Here is a 20,013-nt window from a genome sequence, read left to right as displayed (position 1 = left end):
TAATAAAAAAACACCTTAGAAATATCTCCAAGGTGTTATTATCATAAATAATAAATTTAATCTCTTCTCTCATCCAGACTATACTGTCGGTCTTGGAATTACACCAAGTCAGCCATTAGGCTCGCGGACTATAACCGCCGGTCGGGAATTACACCCTGCCCTGAAGAATTTTAATATAAAGTTTTATTGTTTTTATGTTTCTTACTACAATTTATATTATATTTCATTATTATATAATTGTCAATATAGTTATTATTTTTCTAACTTACTTACAATATAATTCAATTTTTCCTATATCTTCTTTTTGTCCTTTTTTCATCAAGTAACACTTCGTTCAACAAAGTTATGATTAATGCAATTATCGCAGATAACCAAAATCCTGATATATTTATCCCGCCTACCATCTTATCCATCAACATTATCATCCAAGTATTAATGATTAAGCTGAATAATCCAAGACTAATTATATTAATAGGCAGTGTAACAAGTAATAATAACGGTTTTATTAAAGTATTTACCAAAACAAAAACCAGTGCTGCTATAAGTGCTGTAGATGGATGATCAAGACTTACCCCTTGAAAGACATATGGGCTAATAATAAATACCAGCACATATAGTATATATTTATAGCATATTCTATTCACTATTATTCTCCTTTATTATATATTAGTTTCAGACTTATTTCTATATTTTACATTGGTATTCTTGTTTAATCTAATGAACTGTTCCCTAAGTAATATCTCTCTATAATCCTTAATACTTCTATTAGGCTGTATATTACCAAACACACTGTAATAATGTAAATTACTATCTAACATAATACCACACTCCTTTTTATTTCAAACTTATTTTAACTATGTCTTCTTTTGTCTGAATATCAACAAAATCAAAAGGCTTACAATATTTAATTTCTTTTAGAGATTCTAATATCTTATATATTGTTCTAATAATTTCTTTTAAGTTATATTTGCTGTTTTTTATTGCAATATTGGTTCTTGGAGTAAAAAAAGCTATAATTGCTAATAGGTCCATAGTACAATCTAACAACTGACTAAATATGAATAATGGTACAGGAATAACTATTCTTGTTTTTTTGGATTTGATTTTTATCTTAAGTAGCCAGGTTCTATTCCACATATATTTTTACCTGAGTTTTACCATCTTCTTCATCATAAGTTTCTACATCAACTAATACCGTATCTTCTAATTCACCTGATTCCAAAGCACTTAATATTTTATTAACATCTATAGACCCAAGATTAATACCTTTTTCGTTCATTTGGCTTTTAACATCCTCTGGGATTAAATTATTAGCTTGAGGTAATATTCCACCTAATGCTTTAATAAGTTTTATTGGTATATTAACATTGACTTTTGTTTCACCTTTTTCGGTTATTACTTTTATCCGTAAAAATTTGAATTCTCTTTTTGGAACAGGTATTTTATATTCTTCAATAATATTTTCTTCCTGCTCTATGTCTACATCTCTTAACGCTTGTAGTAATTCCATACCTTCTTCAGCAGTAATTTGACCTTTTTCAATCATTTCTAAAATTTTCTTTTCTTCACTCATACTAACAATCCTCTCTATAAAAATATTTATATCACCTTTATTTTGTAAATCAAGTTATTTAACTCTTTAATTTTTTTATTTTATCCATAGCTTCTTTTGTTGTTAATTGTCCATTAGCCAACTTATCTAATATCTGTTGTTTTAATTCTTTTAACTGGTTTAGGGAATCTCTTTTCTGAGAATTAACTTCTTTTCTTTCACTTCTTTTTTTACTTTCATCCTCTAATCCTAAAGATTTTATTACAGAATCTAACTTACTTCTAACAGTAGGATATGATATACCTAATTCTTTTTCAACATCTTTAATGTTACCTCTACACATAATAAATGTATTAATAAATTCAAGTTCATCTTTTGGTAATCTGCAAAACCTGCAAGGTCTGAATTCCCCTTCTATTGATGTAGAACACTTTGGACAGTTTAATTTTGTTATTTCTAATTTTTCACCACAAACTGGACATTTCCCCGGTGCTTTATATTTCATTTTTTCACCTCATTAATAATAATTGATCATCTTATATTAATAATATATATCATAAAATTAATTTTGTCAATATCAATTTTAATATATTTAATTTTTGAATTAAATATATTAATGTTTTAATTAAATATATTGAATGATATCATTAACATTATTATATCTTTGTTTATATTATAAAGTTTATGTATAATAAAAACCGATTATCTGACAGGTTCTTATGCTATATAATAAGGACTATCTCATTACAATTAATTATTATGAGATAGTCCATATTATATTTAGCTATATCTTAATGAATAATATTATAGTTTCATTGATAATGCAATTCTCTTCTTCTTGAGATCAACATTCATTACTCTTACATTAATTATATCTCCTACAGCTACAACTTCTAGAGGGTGTTTTATATATTTGTCTGCCATTTCAGATATATGCACTAATCCGTCTTGGTGAACTCCAATATCAACAAATGCTCCGAAATCAATAACATTCCTGACAGTTCCTTTTAAGACCATACCTTCTTGTAAATCTTCCATTTCTAATACATCAGTTCTTAGTATTGGTTTTGGCATTTCTTCCCTAGGGTCACGTCCAGGTTTTTCTAATTCCTTGATAATATCTCTTAATGTTGGCACTCCTATTTCTAGCTTATCAGCCATGTCTTCAACATTATTAATTCTACTATTGATCCCGTTAATTTTTTTACTGTTTAAGTCTTCAATAGTATTACCAATTTCATCTATCAATTGTTTACTGGCAGTATATGATTCAGGGTGAACACCTGTGTTATCAAGAGGATTATCTCCACCTACTATCCTTAAAAACCCTGCGCATTGCTCATATGCTTTTGGACCCAATTTTGACACTTTTAACAATTGTTTACGATTAGTGAATCTACCTTCTGTTTCTCTATAGATTACAATATTTTTTGCTATTGTTTTACTAATACCTGAAATATATTGTAATAAGGATGGTGATGCAGTATTTAGGTCAACCCCTACTTTGTTAACACTGTCTTCTACTACACCAGTCAATGTTTCTCCTAATCTTTTTTGGTTCATATCATGTTGATATTGTCCTACACCGATAGATTTTGGATCAATCTTAACTAATTCAGCTAATGGGTCCTGTAATCTTCTTCCTATAGATACTGCACTTCTTAATGCAACATCAAATTGTGGAAATTCTTCAGTACCAAGTTTAGACGCTGAGTAAACTGATGCTCCTGCTTCATTAACGATTATATAATGAATGTTTTTATCTATTTCTTTTAACATTTCTGCAATAAATAGTTCTGATTCTCTTGATGCAGTACCGTTACCAATAGCTATAATATCTACATCATGTTTTTCAATTAATGCCTTTAATTTAATCTTAGCTTCTTTTATTTTATTTTGTGGTGGTGTTGGGTAGACCACTGTAGTGTCTAATACTTTACCTATCCCGTCTATTACTGCTATTTTACATCCAGTCCTAAAGGCTGGGTCTAGAGCAAGTACTACTTTTCCTACAATAGGTGGCTGCATAAGTAATTGATCCAAATTCTTACCAAATACTTTTATTGCTCCTTCTTCAGCATTTTCTGTCAAGTCAGATCTTATTTCTCTCTCTATAGCTGGTGAAATCAATCTTTTGTAACTGTCAGAAATAACTTCTTCTAGTACTAGAGTTGTATATATATTAGAATCTCTTATAACTTTATTTCTTAGATAACTTTCTATTTCTTGTATAGGTGCTTCTATCTTAACAACTAATATCTTTTCTTTTTCTCCTCTATTTATTGCTAATATTCTATGAGGAGCTATTTTCTTGATCTCTTCATCATATTCATAATACATCTCATAAACTGATTGAGCTGTTTTATCTTTTGCTTTTACAACTAATTTGCCTTTTGTAAAGGTTCTTCTTCTGATTTCTTTTCTGTAATCTGCTTCATCAGATATCATTTCAGCAAGTATATCTTTTGCTCCATTTATTGCATCTTTAGCAGTTTTTACATCTTTTTCTTCATTTATATATTCTATAGCAATATCTTCTACAGGTGATTTTAGGTTCTGCATCCATATTTTTATAGCTAATGGTTCTAGTCCTTTTTCTTTAGCTATAGTGGCTCTTGTCCTTCTTTTTGGTCTATATGGTCTATAGAGGTCATCAACTTCTACTAATGTCTTGGCTGATAGTATAGACTTTTTAAGTTCAGCAGTTAATTTTCCCTGCTCTTCAATACTAGCGATAACTTGTTCTTTCTTAGCTTCCAAATTCCTTAGGTACGTGAGACGGTCGTTAAATTCACGTAATATCTCATCACTTAGAGATCCTGTCATTTCCTTACGGTATCTTGCAATAAAAGGAATAGTATTGCCTTCATCAATTAACTTGACTGTTGCTTCAACCTGCCAAGCCTTGATATCTAATTCCTTTTCTAGTACTTTTAATATATTCATAACCTACTAGCTCCTTTACTGTAAACTCTATTAAATATTATATATTAATGATACTTACAGGACAAGGATATTATCTAAAAAAGAAAGTTACCCTTATTATAAAGAGCAACTTTCTTATATAAATATAAACATTATATTAATCTATTCATCCTTAGAATCTATCTTTGAAACCTTCGTGTATTGCATTTACAGCACTATCAGTATCTTTTTCGTTGATAAGCACTGAAATCTTAATCTCAGAAGTTGATATCATTTTTATATTAATATCAGCATCATATAGACTTTCAAACATTACTGCTGCTACTCCAGGGTTAGATGCCATACCTGCACCTACAATAGATACTTTTGATACTGAATCATCATATTCTATTCTTTCAGCAGATATTCTTGAAAGATTATCTTGAAGAATTTGTTTAGTTTCTTCTAATTCATCTCTAGGTACTGTGAATGATATATCTTTTGTATTGTTTCTTCCAATTGATTGTAAGATAATATCAACATTGATATTATGCTTTGCAAGTAGAGAAAATAGTCCGAACGCTTTTCCTGGTTCATCTTTAATTCCAATTGCAGCAACTCTAGCAACATTCTTATCCGCAGCAACTCCGCTAACTAACATTTTTTCCATTTTACATTCCTCCCTAACAATGGTTCCTTCAGCTTTTGTCAAACTTGAGCGTACAACTAATTCTACACCATATTTCTTGGCAAGTTCTACTGAACGGTTATGAAGAACTTTTGCACCAAGTGAAGCTAATTCTAACATCTCATCATAGGTAATCTCATTTAATTTAACTGCGTCTTTGACAACTCTAGGATCAGCAGTATAAACTCCATCTACATCTGTATATATTTCACATTTATCAGCATTAAGTTCAGCTGCTATTGCCACTGCTGTTGTGTCTGATCCACCTCTACCTAATGTCGTTATATCATCATATTTATTGATACCCTGGAATCCTGTCACAAGTACAATATTCTTTCTTTCAAGTTCTGAATTTATTCTTTCAGCGTCTATTCTTTTGAGTCTTGCATTACTATAAACAGATGTTGTATGCATCTTAACTTGATAAGCATTTAGTGATATTGCTGGGTATCCTAAATTCTGTAATGCCATAGACATTAGTGCTACAGATTGTTGTTCACCTGTTGTAAGAATCATATCCATTTCTCTTCTTGAAGGATTTGGATTAATTTCTTTTGCTTTTGCTATCAATTCGTCTGTAGTATCTCCTTGTGCTGATAAAACTACAACGACATCATGACCTTTTTTATAATCTTCTAATATTCTTTCTGCAACATTATATACTCTTTCTTTATTTGCTACAGAACTACCGCCAAATTTCTTTACTATTAACAAGTTGTTTCCTCCTCTTTAGGTATCTAATTAGTATATGTATTTATTTTAAGAAATAGTCCATTAGTTCATGACCTTTCATAAATACATTTCCCTTAAGTTTACATGATTCTTCATCATATTTTACATTAGATTCAATTTTTCTAGAACTATCATATATTAAATAAGGAACTGCCTTATTTGTATGTGTTCTAATGGCTAGAGGTGTAGGGTGGTCAGGTAGTATCATTATCTTATAGTCTTCTTCAAGTTTATCAAGTTCTTCTTTTATGTATTTGACCACTTTGGAATCTATAAGTTCAATTGATTTTACTTTATTATCAATTTCCCCTCTATGTCCACATTCATCTGGTGCTTCTATATGTACATATACAAAGTCTTGACCAGATTTTAGAGCATCAATTGCAGCTTTTGCCTTACCTTCAAAATTGGTATTAATATTACCAGTAACGCCTTCAACTTCAATATTTTTCATTTCGGCTGCTATAGCTATCCCTTTTAATAAATCAACAGCTGATATCATAGCACCTTTTTTATTATATTTATCACTAAAGGATTTTAATGTTGGTTTTGTCCCTTCTCCCCATATCCATATGGAGTTGGCAGGTCTTAACCCTTTTTCTTTTCTTCTTATGTTAATAGGGTGATTCTTAAGTAATTCATTACTTAACACCATCATTTGTTTTATTTTATCGGAATTAGTTCCTTTTGGCAAATACTTTTTAATACTTTTTTCTAGTATATCATGAGGTGGTGTAAGATTCACATCTGTACTACCTTTATGCCATATTATAGCATGTCTATAACTTGTTCCTGTATAGAATTTAATTGTATCATTTCCTAAATACTTTTCTAGATATTTTATTAATTCATATGCTTCCTCAGTTGTGATTTCATCTGCACTATGATCAATTATAGTTTTGTCTTCATATGAACCATCTTCACTTAATGTAACTAGATTACATCTAAAGCTAACATCATTACTTTCCATATCAGCTCCAATACTTAGAGCTTCTAGTGGTGATCTTCCAGTATAATATTTCTGTGGATCATATCCTAATACTGATAGATTGGCTGTATCACTTCCTGGTGCTAATCCATCTGGAATAGTTTTCACTAATCCAACTTCTCCTATTCTAGCTAATGAGTCTATATTTTCTTTATCCGCTACCTGTAAAGGTGTTTTACCACCTAATTGCTTTACAGGTTCGTCAGCCATACCGTCTCCTAATATTACAACATATTTCATACATTATCATCCCTTCGCTGTCAGGCGGTAGATATGTTCATTATAAGTATTTATTATTTATCTATTCTTATTACACTTACTACTTTTGATGCAATGTCTTTAGTATCAAGGGCATTAATTTTCTCTTTCAATATTCCTTCTTTGAAGGCATCCGTAATAAATGCTATCTCATCAACTTTGTCGTCGATTTTTACATACTGTACATCACCAAACATCTCTTCTATCTGATTATGTACCATATCTATCCTTTTAGGTTCTAATCTAATAAAGCATCTTGATAAAACGTTATCCACATTCATTAACTCCATCTTCTTAGTACTCCAAAATGAAACTATATTCCTTTCAAGATGTTTTACAGCATCAACAATGTCTGCTACAACTGCACTTGCTGTAGGTAATTTACCTGCACCTTTACCATAGAACATAACGTCTCCGATAACATTTCCTTTAACAAAAATGGCATTAAAAACTCCATTGACATTTGATAATGGATGATCTTTTCCAATCATCATAGGTGAAACCATGGCGTATACTTTTTCATCTTTTTTCTTACTTGTTGCCAATAATTTTATATCGTAGCCTAATTGTTTGGCGTATTTCATATCAATATCTGATATTTTTGTTATACCTTCTGTGTATATGTCTTCAAAGTCAACTTGCATACCAAAAGCAAGTGAAGAAAGTATAGCTATTTTTCTACAAGCATCGAACCCTTCAACATCTGCTTCTGGGTTTCGCTCTGCATAACCTTTATCTTGTGCTTCTTTTAATACAGTGTCAAAATCTAGTCCTTCATCTGCCATTTTACTTAGAATGAAGTTAGTTGTACCATTTAGTATTCCAGTGATTTCATATATTTCATCAGCAGTTAATGATTGATTAAGTGGTCTTATAATAGGTATTCCACCACCTACACTAGCTTCAAATAGGAAATTAATGTTTTTGTCTCTTGCTATTTTAAGTAGTTCTGCTCCATGACGTGCTACTAACTCTTTGTTGGAAGTAACGACACTTTTACCGCTTAATAAAGCTTGTTTTACAAAAGTATATGCAGGCTCTACACCACCCATAACTTCAGCAATTACTTTAACACTTGGATCATTAAGAATATCTTCATAATTATTAGTTAGTATATCCTCTATTGGTGATCCTGGGAAATCTCTTAAGTCTAATACGTATTTTAGGTTAATCTTCTTTCCTGCTCTTTTATTGATACTTTCTTTATTGGTTGTAAGTACTTCTACTACTCCTGAACCAACTGTACCGTATCCTAATATTGCAACATCTACCATTTATCTCACTCCCTAGCTAATATTTTTACTTGATGTATTCCTTCATGACTTTCTAATGACATAATCATTTCTTGTATATCACCAGATGTTGGAAGTATTTCCATACTTAATGTTATGTTTGCCACACCGTTAATAGGTATTGTTTGATGTATTGTCAGTATATTTGCCTTGTACTGGGCAATAATATTTAATATGCATGATAGTAGTCCTGGTTCGTCATCAAGACCAAGAGCAACAGTTATAGCTCTTCCTCTTGAATTATCATAGAAAGGAAATATTGTATCTTTGTATTTATAGAACGAACTACGACTTATTCCAACAGAATCTACTGCTTCTTGTATGGTTATTGCTTTTTCTTTTTCCAAAAGTTTTTTAGCTTGAACAACCTTCAAAAATACTTCTGGCAAAGCTTTTCTCTTAATTATATAATAACTTGCTGTATCAGGCATTTCATCACCTTCGTTGTTTTTCTATTAAAAACATTTGTTTTTATTAGGGAGATTATACCACTAATTTAATAAAAATACAAGGGTTATGTATAAAATAAATCAGGAATTTTCATTAATGCAAATGCTAATACTGCTATTCATACGGTAGAGTATAGGTTCTTATATAAGAAAATAAAAAACTTGTGCTTAGATAAACACAAGTTTCTATAAGTATTTTATTAAATTCGATTTGTATATTAATCTATTAGACTAATATACAGTATATATAATTATTCTTGTTCCTTAGATACTTTTCCTAATTCTAATTGTTCTTCTTCTGATATAATCAAATCTATATCGATTAGAATAACCATTCGCTCTTTCATCTTAGCTATACTTTTTATGTATTTTCTATTAATCCCCGTTACGATTTTTGGAGCTTCTTCAATACTTTTATCTTCGATATTCAGTATTTCCTGAACGGAATCAACAATAAATCCTATCTTCATACCATTAGTAACTGTTACGATAATTTTTGTATTTTCATCTGGTTCTTTTTCTTTTAGATGAAATTTCTTTCTTAAGCTGTATACCGGTAATACGCTACCCCTAAGATTAATGATACCTGTTATATACTCTGGAGTATTTGGTGTTTTGACAACTTCTTGATATTTTTCAATTGTTATAACCTTCATTATATCCAAACCATATTCTTCTTTATCAAGCTTAAATATAACCTGTTGCATTGTAGACATATTCTTCACTCCTTTTGTAATTTTTAGCATCTAATTATAGATCCCTTGGTTTAGAGGGCTAACCATTGTAAATAAGTATTAATGAATAAATCTATCTTTCCATCCATTACACTTTGTACATTACCAGTTTCTGCATTAGTTCTGTGATCTTTTACCATACTGTATGGATGCATCACATATGAACGTATTTGACTGCCCCAACCTATTTCTTTGACTTCTCCTCTTATTCCTTCCATTTTAGCCATTTGTTCTTGTCGTCGTATTTCATATAACTTAGCTTTTAACATCTTAAGAGCTCTATCTTTGTTCTTGTGTTGTGAACGTTCATTTTGACATTGAACAACTACACCTGTAGGTATATGAGTTATTCTAACAGCTGAATCTGTTTTGTTAATATGTTGTCCTCCTGCTCCACTTGCACGATAAGTATCTATCTTAAGGTCTTCATCGTTTATTTCCATATCTATGTCATCATCTATCTCTGGTAACACATCCAATGATGCAAATGATGTGTGTCTTCTACCTGATGAATCAAAAGGTGATATTCTTACTAAACGATGAACTCCTTTTTCTGATTTTAGATAACCATAAGCATTTTCTCCGTTTATTTGAATAGTTACAGATTTAACTCCTGCTTCTTCACCATCTAGATAATCTAGTGTTTCTATTTTATAACCTTTATCATCTGCCCATCTGGTATACATTCTAAGCAACATACTTACCCAGTCGCAAGATTCTGTTCCACCTGCACCAGCATGTAAAGATATTATGGCATTATTACCATCATATTCTCCAGATAAAAGTGTCCTAGTTCTAAGTTCTTCATAATCATTAATAAATCTCTTTAATGATGATGAAACCTCTTTGATAATTTCATCATCATTTTCTTCTATTCCCATTTCAATAAGAGTTTCAATGTCTTCATACTCTTGTACAAGATTATTGTAGTTGTCCACTTTATCTTTTAATTGTTTAATTTCCTTTAATACTTTTCCTGAATTTTCAGCATCGTTCCAGAATTCTTCTGATGCAACCTTAGCATCTAGTTCTTCTATCTTGTTCTTTACATTGACCAAGTCAAAGTGAAACACTCATTTCATCTAATTTCTTTTTGTATGCTTGGAGTTCTAATTTACTTTGTTCTAGTTCTAGCATTTTATCACCTCTATTATTTTTCTACCATTTCAATATTATCATCTTGCCTATTGATTTCTACCACAACAGTATTTATATTTTTTACCGCTTCCACATGGGCATAACTCGTTTCTTCCTACTTTTCTTTCTTTTCTTCGTACAGGCTGTTTAGCCCCTTGTTGTTCGCCCCTGTTTGTTGATGTAACCTTGGCTACTCTTTCTCTCTCTATTTTTCTTGCTGGTCTTATACGATATAGAGCTCTAAGTGTAGCTTCTTGTATATTATTGGACATTTCTTCGAACATATCAAATCCAAGAAATTTATATTCCACTAAAGGATCTCTTTGACCATATGCTCTAAGTCCTATACCTTGACGCATTTGATCCATATTATCAATGTGATCCATCCATTTTTGATCTATAGCTTTTAGTAGGATAACACGTTCAGCTTCACGCATAAATTCTTCTTCATCAAATTCATGTTCTTTATCTTCATATAGTTTAGCTGCTATTTCATATATTTTTTCTTTGAATTTGTCTTTAGTCAGTGATTCTCTTTCTTCTTCAGTAGTATGAATAGATCTTATTGGTATAATCTCATTCAAAGACTCCATAAGTCCTGGTATATCCCATTCATCAAATTCTTGCTCTTCTCCTGCATGAATATCAACGAATCTGCCTATAACTTCATTTATAATACTCATTATGAAATCTCTCATGTTGTCGCCTTCAAGAACTTTCTTTCTTTCACCATATATAATCTCTCTTTGCTCATTCATAACTTGGTCATAATCAAGCAAGTGTTTTCTTATGGAAAAGTTATTTCCTTCTACTTTTTTCTGAGCATTCTCTATTGCATTGGATAAAATACCTGCCGCAATTGGTTCTCCTTCAGGTAATCCTAATCTTGTAACTGTATTTTTCATTCTCTCTGAACCGAATAGACGCATCAAGTCATCATCTAATGAGATATAGAACTTAGATTCCCCTGGATCACCTTGACGTCCTGAACGACCTCTTAACTGATTATCTATACGTCTGGATTCATGACGTTCTGTACCAATTATTTTGAGTCCTCCAGTTTCAATAACACCTTCACCTAATTTAATATCAGTACCACGACCAGCCATATTAGTTGCTATTGTAACAGCACCTTTCTGACCTGCCATTGCTACAATGTCAGCTTCTCTCTCATGATATTTTGCATTAAGTACTTTGTGTACGACTCCTTTTTTTCTAAGCATCTTACTTAATTCTTCTGATGATTCTATTGTTATAGTACCAACCAATACAGGTTGTCCTCTATCATAACATTCTGCAATATCATCGATAACAGCATTTACCTTTTCACGGTGTGATTTATAAACTTGGTCTGGTTGGTCTTTTCTTATTACTGGTTTATTAGTTGGTATAGCTATTACATCCATACCATATATTTCTCTGAATTCTTCTTCTTCAGTTAACGCTGTACCTGTCATACCAGATTTTTTATCATATTTGTTGAAATAATTCTGGAAAGTTATAGTTGCAAGGGTTTTACTTTCTCTTCTTACCCTAACACTTTCTTTTGCTTCGATTGCTTGATGTAATCCATTAGAGTATCTTCTTCCTGGCATTAAACGTCCAGTAAATTCATCTACAATAATTATTTCTTCTTCTTTTATAACATAATCTTTATCTTTAAACATAGTATTATGTGCTTTTAACGCTAATATAACATGGTGTTGTATTTCCATATTTTCTGGATCTGCTAAGTTATCTACTTGAAAAAATTGTTCAACTTTCTTGATACCATCAGCAGTTAGAGATACTGATTTTGCTTTTTCATCAACTACAAAATCTCCTTCTTCTTGAATCTCTTCATTTAATAAGGCACTCATCTTGGATACTTCTCCGATTACTCTTCCTTTTTGTAATCTTCTAGCAATTATATCTGCCTGTTGATATAAATGTGTTGATTTACTACTGCTACCTGATATAATCAATGGTGTTCTTGCCTCGTCAATTAATACAGAGTCAACCTCATCAATAACAACAAAGTTTAGTTCTCTCTGTACCATTTCTTTTTTATAAATAACCATGTTATCTCTAAGGTAGTCAAATCCAAACTCATTATTGGTACCATATGTAATATCACAGTTATATGCTTCTCTTCTTTCTTCATTATCTATTCCATTAACTATAACACCTACTGTTAATCCTAAAAAGTGATATAATAAACCTATATTTTCTGCATCACGTTTAGCTAAATAATCATTTACTGTAACTATATGTACCCCTTTGCCCTCTAACGCATTTAAATAAACTACAAACGGAGCTACATAAGTTTTTCCTTCTCCAGTTTTCATCTCAGCTATTCTACCTTGGTGTAAAATAATAGCAGCTAAAGCTTTAACTCTAAAAGCTCTTATCCCAACAGTTCGCTTACCAGCTTCTCTAACTACAGCATAGGCTTCAATTAATATATCGTCTAATGTTTCCCCTTTTTTTAATCTTTCTCTAAACTCATTAGTTTTACTTTTTAGCTGGTCATCTGTTAATTTTTCCATTTCTGGTTCTAAAGCTTCTATTTTATCTACTAATGGTATTATTCTTTTTATCTCTTTATCACTATGTGTTCCAAATACTTTCTCAAATAATTTTTTCATTTATTTTCACCTTTCACTTTTAGTTTTTTCAAATTGTACTTTCAGTGGAAGTATATTTTATATTCATTCTACTTAATATAACCTTATATTCAATGTATTTTCCATTTGTATTTAATTTATAGTTAACCCTGAAATATTCTTCTAGAGTACTATTACTATCAATGTAATATGTTATTGGCATCTGAATTAACTTATCATTGGTATCTTCTGTAATTATATTACTCTTAATGTTATTATCTATTAAAACAGGTTTATATGTATTTGTATATTCTTTGTCACACATTAACCTTGAATTCTCAATTTTATTATTTAGATACTTTTGTATCAAGCTATATAATCTTAAAAACTTATCCTTCTTATTTAATCTATTATCTATTGTATTTTCTATTTCTTTGAAGACAGTTCCATTAAGAACTTTCTCTAGATTCCATTGACCATTAGCACGTATGGGCATATTGTAATTGTTTTGTACTTTAATTATCTGAGCATGAGAAATAAATGCTGATGGTATACATATTGCGTATATTAATAAAATACCAGATATAGTTATATATTTTCTACATAGTTTACCCATATTGCACCTCCTAATAGTATTATTGGAATTTAATTTGTTTTTTATAATTAAATCTAATTTATAAGTCCTCAATATTTTACCACTATTCTATAGATTATTCAACTTTTTAGCAATATCTCTTTTTTAGTAATATTTTTCCCTTAATAATAACTTAGATGGCAATATATGAGTACTTTTAATTTCTAATAATTAAGTTTCTTAGAGAGATTATATGCAATATGTAAAAATCCTTCATCATTAGGATGAACTTTCCCATCACCAAAATATTCACACATATTTGGTATCAGTTGAAAGCCATTTAGAACTTCAAGTTCTAATACTTGGCACACCTTATTGATTATGTTAATAACATCAAACAACGTACCTGCTGTTTTCTTTTCATAAAAATCAGCTCTCCAAAAAGGTGAAATAACATATATTTTAGATTTATTATAGATAGTTTGTAGTTTTTTTAAATATTTATAACATTCTTTTTCAATATCAATTATTGTATAATTCTTGTTCCAATCATTAGTACCATATGCCACTGTTATTATATCTGGTTTAAATTTTGAATTCTCGTCTAAACTATCTTCATCAAAAACAAATCCACCTATCGCTGAATTAATAAGCTCCATATTATAATAATTAGATAATAAAACGGGATAAGTAGAAGAAGGATGTTTAGCATTCATTCCTTGTGTTATTGAATCCCCATAACACATTATTTTTTTATCTGCATTGGATACGTTATTAAAATAAGATTGCTCTGAAATATCTATTTCATGTAAAAAAATTCCTACTGAATGGGGTAAATAGATCGTAACATCTAGCTCATCTTTATTAATTAAATATTTACTTAAATCAAAAGTTATTGTTTGTTTAATACCTTCCTCTAAAACTTCTGCTAGGCTACTCTCTGCTAATATACCATTTATAACTAAATCAAAATATGCCCATTCTCTACATTTACCTTTTTCTATAGAAAATTTTATTTTTAAAAAAGTTGAATTGGTTTTTCCTTTAATACAAATTCCTGAAGGGCAAAAGCTTCTAATCATAAATGATTCTTTATATTCCTTATAAAAATCCATTTGTTTATTACTAAACCTTATAGGACACATCTTATTATTTAATACCTTTACATCAATACAATTATGAAATATATCTTTTTTTAATACATTCATACATCTCAGCTCCATTTTTACATATTCTGTCAAGTTAACTTGTATTATATATTTTTACTTTATTATAAGTATTAAAACTCTTTTATAAATGATACTTTATCATGTCAGGTAGAATAGTTAACGTATAATCTATAATATAACCCATATCATCCAGTTAATCAACAATTTTGGGGGAAACAAATCAATTTTAGGTTGCGTATACGCTCATATTAGTATATATCTATCCTCCAATATCCCTTATATCATAAAGTTGTCCAATTAATAAATGGCATTAAAAAGGAACCCTTTTAGGTTCCTTTTTATATTAGAATGTTGGTTCTATTAAACCATAAGCACCATTTTTTCTTCTATATACTACATTAACTTCTTCTGTATCACTGTTCATGAATACAAAAAAGTCGTGTCCTAATAGATCCATTTGTAAACATGCTTCCATTGCATTCATAGGTTTCATTGCAAAGCGTTTAGTTCTTACTATCTCAATTTTTTTATCATCAAGGTCTTCTTCCATAGTTTCATTAACAAAGTCATTTTTAAAAGTTCCAGCACTATGATGTCTAGATATTAATTTATTCTTATGTTTTAGAAGTTGTCTTTCTAATACATCAACCACTTTATCTATAGCAGTATACATATTTTCAGCTGATTCTTCTGCTCTAATGATACTGCCTTTAATCGGAATCGTCACCTCTATTATATGCCTTAATTTTTGAACACTCATTGTTATTTGAGCTTCGTTATCTGGATTGAAATACTTATCCATTTTGCTCAACTTATCGATAGTTGCTTCCCTTAATGCTTTGGTTATTTCTATGTTTTTTCCACTTATGATGTAGCGCATACTACCAACTCCTTCCGAAATATCATAGACTTTTATATATAATAGCCTATATTATTATATTCGATATTCAATCAATAAATCCTTTTAATTGATATAAATTTATATTTATTCCTATTCGTAATTTTCTGCTAAATAAAAGAGATTTATGTTTTTTCATGTTGATAATTATCTTTTTTCATTTTATAAATCTCATAATATCTGTGGATAATGTGCATAACTCTGTGAATAACCTAATATCGTATCAATTTTTATCTAAAAAAATGTGGATACTTATCAACAGTAATATTTTATGTCAACAAAAGTTATCTGACAATTTTTCCCCAAAAAAATTTAGCGCAAATAATTTTCTTCATATGGAATTGTATCTTCATTATATCCGAAACTATTTTAAAAATGGCTTCTGCATTAATAATAATACAGAAACCATTTTACTTAATATAAATATATTTATTAAACTTTATCTTTTACAGAGTAATGAGTATGAAGTAACTTATGAGCTAATTCACTCATTGGTTCTCCAAGATATTGTTCGTATAATGCAGTGATTGATGGATTTTCATGAGATTTTCTTAAAGGCATATTTTTGTCAACTTCATAAATTGCAGCCATACGTTTTTTAAGAATATCTGAGTTACCGTGATGGTAAGGTTGACCTCCACCACCAATACATCCACCAGGACATGCCATAATTTCGATAGCGTGTAAGTTTCTAGGATTACCGCCTTCAATTTCTTCTAATAATTTTCTAGCATTACCAAGTCCGTGAGCAATACCAATATTAAGTGTAAATTCATCCATTTGTACAGATGCTACTCTTACACCATCAAATCCTCTTAACTCTTCAAAGTCTACTTTATCTAATGATTTACCTGTATGGATTTCGTAAGCTGTTCTTGTTGCAGCTTCAATAACACCACCAGTTGAACCAAAGATAACAGCAGCACCAGTTGATTCTCCTAAAGGATTATCAAATTCAGATTCTTCTAATTCTAATAAGTTAAGATTAGCTCTCTTAATTAAATGAGCTAACTCTCTTGTTGAAATAGATATATCTACATCTGGATTACCATCAACTTTGAACTCATCTTTAGCAGCTTCATCTTTCTTAGCTAAACATGGCATAACTGAAACAACAACCATTTTTTCTCTAGGTATATTCATTTTTTCTGCTAAGAAAGATTTGGCAACAGCACCAAACATTTGTTGTGGTGATTTTGCTGATGATGGAATATCAATTAATTCTGGGAATTGACTTTCAATAAAGTTAACCCATGCTGGACAACAAGATGTTAAAATTGGTAATGGAACATCTTTGTCTCCTGCTAAGAATCTATTAAGTCTTCCTAATAATTCTGTTCCTTCTTCCATAATTGTTAAGTCTGCAGCAAAATCTGTATCAAATACACGATCAAAACCTAAAGATCTTAATGCAGTTACCATTTGACCTGTAACAATTGAACCAGGCTCTTTTCCGAATTCTTCTCCTATTGCAACTCTTACAGCTGGTGCTGTTTGAACTACAACAAATTTATCTGGATCAGCTAATGCTTCTACAACTTTCCATGTATGATCATTTTCAGTTAAAGCACCAACTGGACATACAGCAACACATTGACCACAGTGTGTACATACTGTTTCTGATAATGGTGATTCAAATGCTGGAGATACAACTGCGTCAAATCCTCTGTTAATTCCAGATAACGCACCAACAGTTTGAACTTCATTACACATAGTTTCGCATCTTCTACACATAATACATTTATCCATATCCCTAATAATTGCAGGTGAATAATCTTGCTTATATGTTGATTGAGCTTTTCCAGTTACTCTAACTTCTCTTACTCCAAATTTTTCTGCTAAGTCTTGTAAATCACAACGACCTGATTTTGCACAAGTCAAGCAATCCTTTGGATGATCTGATAATAATAGTTCCAATACTGTTTTTCTAGCTTCTAATACTCTTATTGTATTTGTTCTAACAACCATGCCGTCAACTGCTGGTGTAGCACATGATGGTGCTAGATTTCTTCTACCTTCAACTTCTACTACACATATACGACATGAAGCTGTTTTATTAACCATTTTTGTATCATGCAAGTCTAAATGACATAATGTTGGAATATCAATGCCTAACTTTTTAGCAGCATCTAATATAGTACTACCTTTTGGTACCTGTACTTCTTTACCATCAATAGTAATTTTTACCTCTGACATTAGGTTACACTCCTTTTCTAGATTCTAAAGAATTCACTTTTATTTATTTCTTAATTATCGCTCCGAATTTACACTTATCCATACAAGCACCACATTTGATACATTTATCTTGGTCGATAGTATGTGGGTTTTTAACAGTTCCTGAAATTGCACCAACTGGACAGACTCTTGAACATGCTGTACAACCAATACATTTATCTTCTTGAATGTAATATTTTAATAAATCCTTACAGTTACCTGCTGGGCATTCTTTATCTTTTACATGAGCTACATACTCATCCCAGAATACTTCCAATGTAGATAATACTGGGTTAGGTGCTGTTTGTCCTAATCCACAAAGAGCTGTATCCTTAATTACACGGCTTAATCTCTTAAGCTCATCTAAATGCTCCATTGTACCTTTTCCAGAAGTTATTAATTCTAATAATTCAGATAAACGCTTAGTACCTACACGACAAGGTGTACATTTACCACAAGATTCTTCTTCAGTAAATTCAAGATAGAATTTGGCTACTGCTGGCATACAGTTATCTTCGTCCATAACAATCATACCACCTGAACCCATCATTGATCCTTTTGCAATTAAGTTATCAAAATCAATAGGTGTATCTAAGTCTTTTTCTGTTAAACATCCACCTGATGGTCCACCTGTTTGAACAGCCTTGAATTTCTTACCGTTCTTAATTCCTCCACCAATATCATATATTACTTCTCTTAGAGTTGTTCCCATAGGAACTTCAATAAGTCCAACGTTATTAATTTTACCTGCTAAGGCAAATACTTTTGTTCCTTTTGATTTTTCTGTACCAATCTTATTAAACCAATCTGCTCCTTTTAATATGATAACAGGGATATTAGCAAATGTTTCTACATTATTAACATTTGTTGGTTTGCCCCAGTATCCTGATTCAGCTGGAAATGGTGGTTTAGTAGTTGGTTCTCCACGTTGACCTTCCATAGAATGTATAAGCGCTGTTTCTTCACCACATACGAATGCTCCCGCCCCATATGTAAGTTCAATATCAAATTCAAATCCAGTACCCATTATATCAGTACCTAATAATCCTGCTTCTCTTGCATCATCAATAGCTTTTTGTAATCTCTTAATTGCAAGTGGGTATTCTGCACGAATATAAACTTTACCTTTAGTTGCTCCAATTGAGTAACCACAAATAGACATAGCCTCAACAATACTGTGTGGATCACCTTCTAAGATAGAACGGTCCATAAATGCACCTGGGTCTCCCTCATCAGCATTACATACTACATATTTTTGATCTGCTTCATATTTACTAGCAAATTCCCATTTTAAGCCTGTAGGGAATCCTCCGCCTCCACGGCCTCTAAGTCCTGACTCTTTAACAACATTAATTACATCGCTAGGAGTCATTTCAGTTAATACTTTACCCAAAGCGTGATATCCATCACGTGCAATATATTCATCAATATTACTTGGATCTATAAATCCACAGTTTCTAAGCGCAATACGCATTTGCTTTTTATAGAAATCCATATTCTTAGAATCACTAACTTTTGCTTGTGTTTCAGGATCTTCAAATAATAATCTTCCTACTTTTCTACCTTTTACTATATGCTCTTTTACGATCTCTTCAGCATCTTCAGGTTGTACTTGAACATAGAATGTATTATCTGGTAATATTTTTACAACTGGACCTTTTTCACAGAAACCAAAACAACCAGTTTTTAGTACTTTAACCTCGTTGTCCATGTTGTTGATTTTTAGTTGTTCCTTTAGATTATCAACTATTTCATCAGATTTTGCAGATATACATCCAGTACCTCCGCAAACTAATATGTGCATTTTATAGTTAGACATCTTTTAAGCCTCCTAACTTT

18 protein-coding genes and 1 riboswitch are annotated in these 20,013 nt (G+C 30.8%); all 18 genes read right to left on the bottom strand.

Annotated elements, in window-relative coordinates:
* Positions 1 to 57 precede the first annotated feature (57 nt).
* A riboswitch (FMN riboswitch) is annotated at positions 58 to 172 on the bottom strand.
* Positions 173 to 281: 109 nt separating this feature from the next.
* Complete coding sequence (locus N4A55_RS15125; RefSeq protein WP_293757902.1) at positions 282 to 644, bottom strand: phage holin family protein; 363 nt, start codon at positions 642 to 644, stop codon at positions 282 to 284.
* Positions 645 to 659: 15 nt separating this feature from the next.
* A complete protein-coding gene (locus tag N4A55_RS15120) occupies positions 660 to 818 on the bottom strand; it encodes a hypothetical protein (RefSeq protein WP_293757899.1) in 159 nt (52 codons plus the stop codon).
* 16 nt (positions 819 to 834) lie between these two features.
* Positions 835 to 1,137: a hypothetical protein gene (locus N4A55_RS15115; protein ID WP_293757896.1), complete on the bottom strand. Its 303-nt coding sequence runs from the start codon at positions 1,135 to 1,137 to the stop codon at positions 835 to 837.
* Positions 1,127 to 1,573, bottom strand: coding sequence for an SHOCT-like domain-containing protein (locus tag N4A55_RS15110; RefSeq protein ID WP_293757893.1), 447 nt, complete (start codon positions 1,571 to 1,573; stop codon positions 1,127 to 1,129). The genes N4A55_RS15115 and N4A55_RS15110 overlap by 11 nt, the downstream gene beginning before the upstream one ends.
* 58 nt (positions 1,574 to 1,631) lie before the next feature.
* Positions 1,632 to 2,057, bottom strand: a complete 426-nt coding sequence (locus tag N4A55_RS15105; protein ID WP_293757890.1) for a DUF2089 domain-containing protein — start codon at positions 2,055 to 2,057, stop codon at positions 1,632 to 1,634.
* Between the two features lie 299 nt (positions 2,058 to 2,356).
* Positions 2,357 to 4,498 carry a Tex family protein gene (locus N4A55_RS15100; RefSeq protein ID WP_293757887.1) on the bottom strand — a complete coding sequence of 714 codons (2,142 nt, stop codon included), beginning with the start codon at positions 4,496 to 4,498 and terminating at the stop codon, positions 2,357 to 2,359.
* Between the two features lie 151 nt (positions 4,499 to 4,649).
* Positions 4,650 to 5,858 carry an aspartate kinase gene (locus N4A55_RS15095; protein WP_293757884.1) on the bottom strand — a complete coding sequence of 403 codons (1,209 nt, stop codon included), beginning with the start codon at positions 5,856 to 5,858 and terminating at the stop codon, positions 4,650 to 4,652.
* Between the two features lie 40 nt (positions 5,859 to 5,898).
* The gene (locus tag N4A55_RS15090) at positions 5,899 to 7,104 is read right to left on the bottom strand and encodes a cofactor-independent phosphoglycerate mutase (RefSeq protein WP_293757881.1); all 1,206 of its coding nucleotides are present in this window, start codon (positions 7,102 to 7,104) and stop codon (positions 5,899 to 5,901) included.
* 53 nt (positions 7,105 to 7,157) lie between these two features.
* Complete coding sequence (locus N4A55_RS15085; protein WP_293757878.1) at positions 7,158 to 8,396, bottom strand: homoserine dehydrogenase; 1,239 nt, start codon at positions 8,394 to 8,396, stop codon at positions 7,158 to 7,160.
* Positions 8,397 to 8,401: 5 nt separating this feature from the next.
* Entirely contained in the window at positions 8,402 to 8,845 is a 444-nt protein-coding gene (locus tag N4A55_RS15080) for an ACT domain-containing protein (protein WP_113673695.1), read from the bottom strand.
* A 269-nt stretch (positions 8,846 to 9,114) separates the two neighbouring features.
* Positions 9,115 to 9,579, bottom strand: coding sequence for a chemotaxis protein CheW (locus tag N4A55_RS15075; RefSeq protein ID WP_293757874.1), 465 nt, complete (start codon positions 9,577 to 9,579; stop codon positions 9,115 to 9,117).
* Between the two features lie 50 nt (positions 9,580 to 9,629).
* A protein-coding gene (prfB, locus tag N4A55_RS15070) for a peptide chain release factor 2 (protein ID WP_293757871.1) occupies positions 9,630 to 10,734 on the bottom strand; the annotation gives its coding sequence in 2 pieces (ribosomal slippage) (positions 9,630 to 10,658 and positions 10,660 to 10,734; 1,104 coding nt in all).
* A 47-nt stretch (positions 10,735 to 10,781) separates the two neighbouring features.
* Positions 10,782 to 13,361 (bottom strand): preprotein translocase subunit SecA, encoded by a 2,580-nt coding sequence (gene secA / locus N4A55_RS15065; RefSeq protein ID WP_293757868.1) that lies wholly within the window; start codon positions 13,359 to 13,361, stop codon positions 10,782 to 10,784.
* A gap of 28 nt (positions 13,362 to 13,389) precedes the next feature.
* A complete protein-coding gene (locus tag N4A55_RS15060) occupies positions 13,390 to 13,935 on the bottom strand; it encodes a hypothetical protein (protein WP_293757865.1) in 546 nt (181 codons plus the stop codon).
* Positions 13,936 to 14,117: 182 nt separating this feature from the next.
* Entirely contained in the window at positions 14,118 to 15,101 is a 984-nt protein-coding gene (locus N4A55_RS15055) for an SGNH/GDSL hydrolase family protein (RefSeq protein ID WP_293757862.1), read from the bottom strand.
* A 304-nt stretch (positions 15,102 to 15,405) separates the two neighbouring features.
* Positions 15,406 to 15,942, bottom strand: a complete 537-nt coding sequence (gene hpf, locus N4A55_RS15050; RefSeq protein ID WP_293757859.1) for a ribosome hibernation-promoting factor, HPF/YfiA family — start codon at positions 15,940 to 15,942, stop codon at positions 15,406 to 15,408.
* A 450-nt stretch (positions 15,943 to 16,392) separates the two neighbouring features.
* Positions 16,393 to 18,156, bottom strand: coding sequence for an NADH-dependent [FeFe] hydrogenase, group A6 (locus N4A55_RS15045; protein WP_293757855.1), 1,764 nt, complete (start codon positions 18,154 to 18,156; stop codon positions 16,393 to 16,395).
* 43 nt (positions 18,157 to 18,199) lie between these two features.
* On the bottom strand, positions 18,200 to 19,993 hold the full coding sequence (locus N4A55_RS15040) for an NADH-quinone oxidoreductase subunit NuoF (RefSeq protein WP_293757852.1): 1,794 nt from the start codon (positions 19,991 to 19,993) through the stop codon (positions 18,200 to 18,202).
* Positions 19,994 to 20,013: the final 20 nt, after the last annotated feature.

The organism is Vallitalea sp., from assembly GCF_025211055.1.
Classification (GTDB): Bacteria; Bacillota; Clostridia; order Lachnospirales; family Vallitaleaceae; genus Vallitalea.
This window is presented reverse-complemented; position numbering and strand designations above follow the sequence as displayed.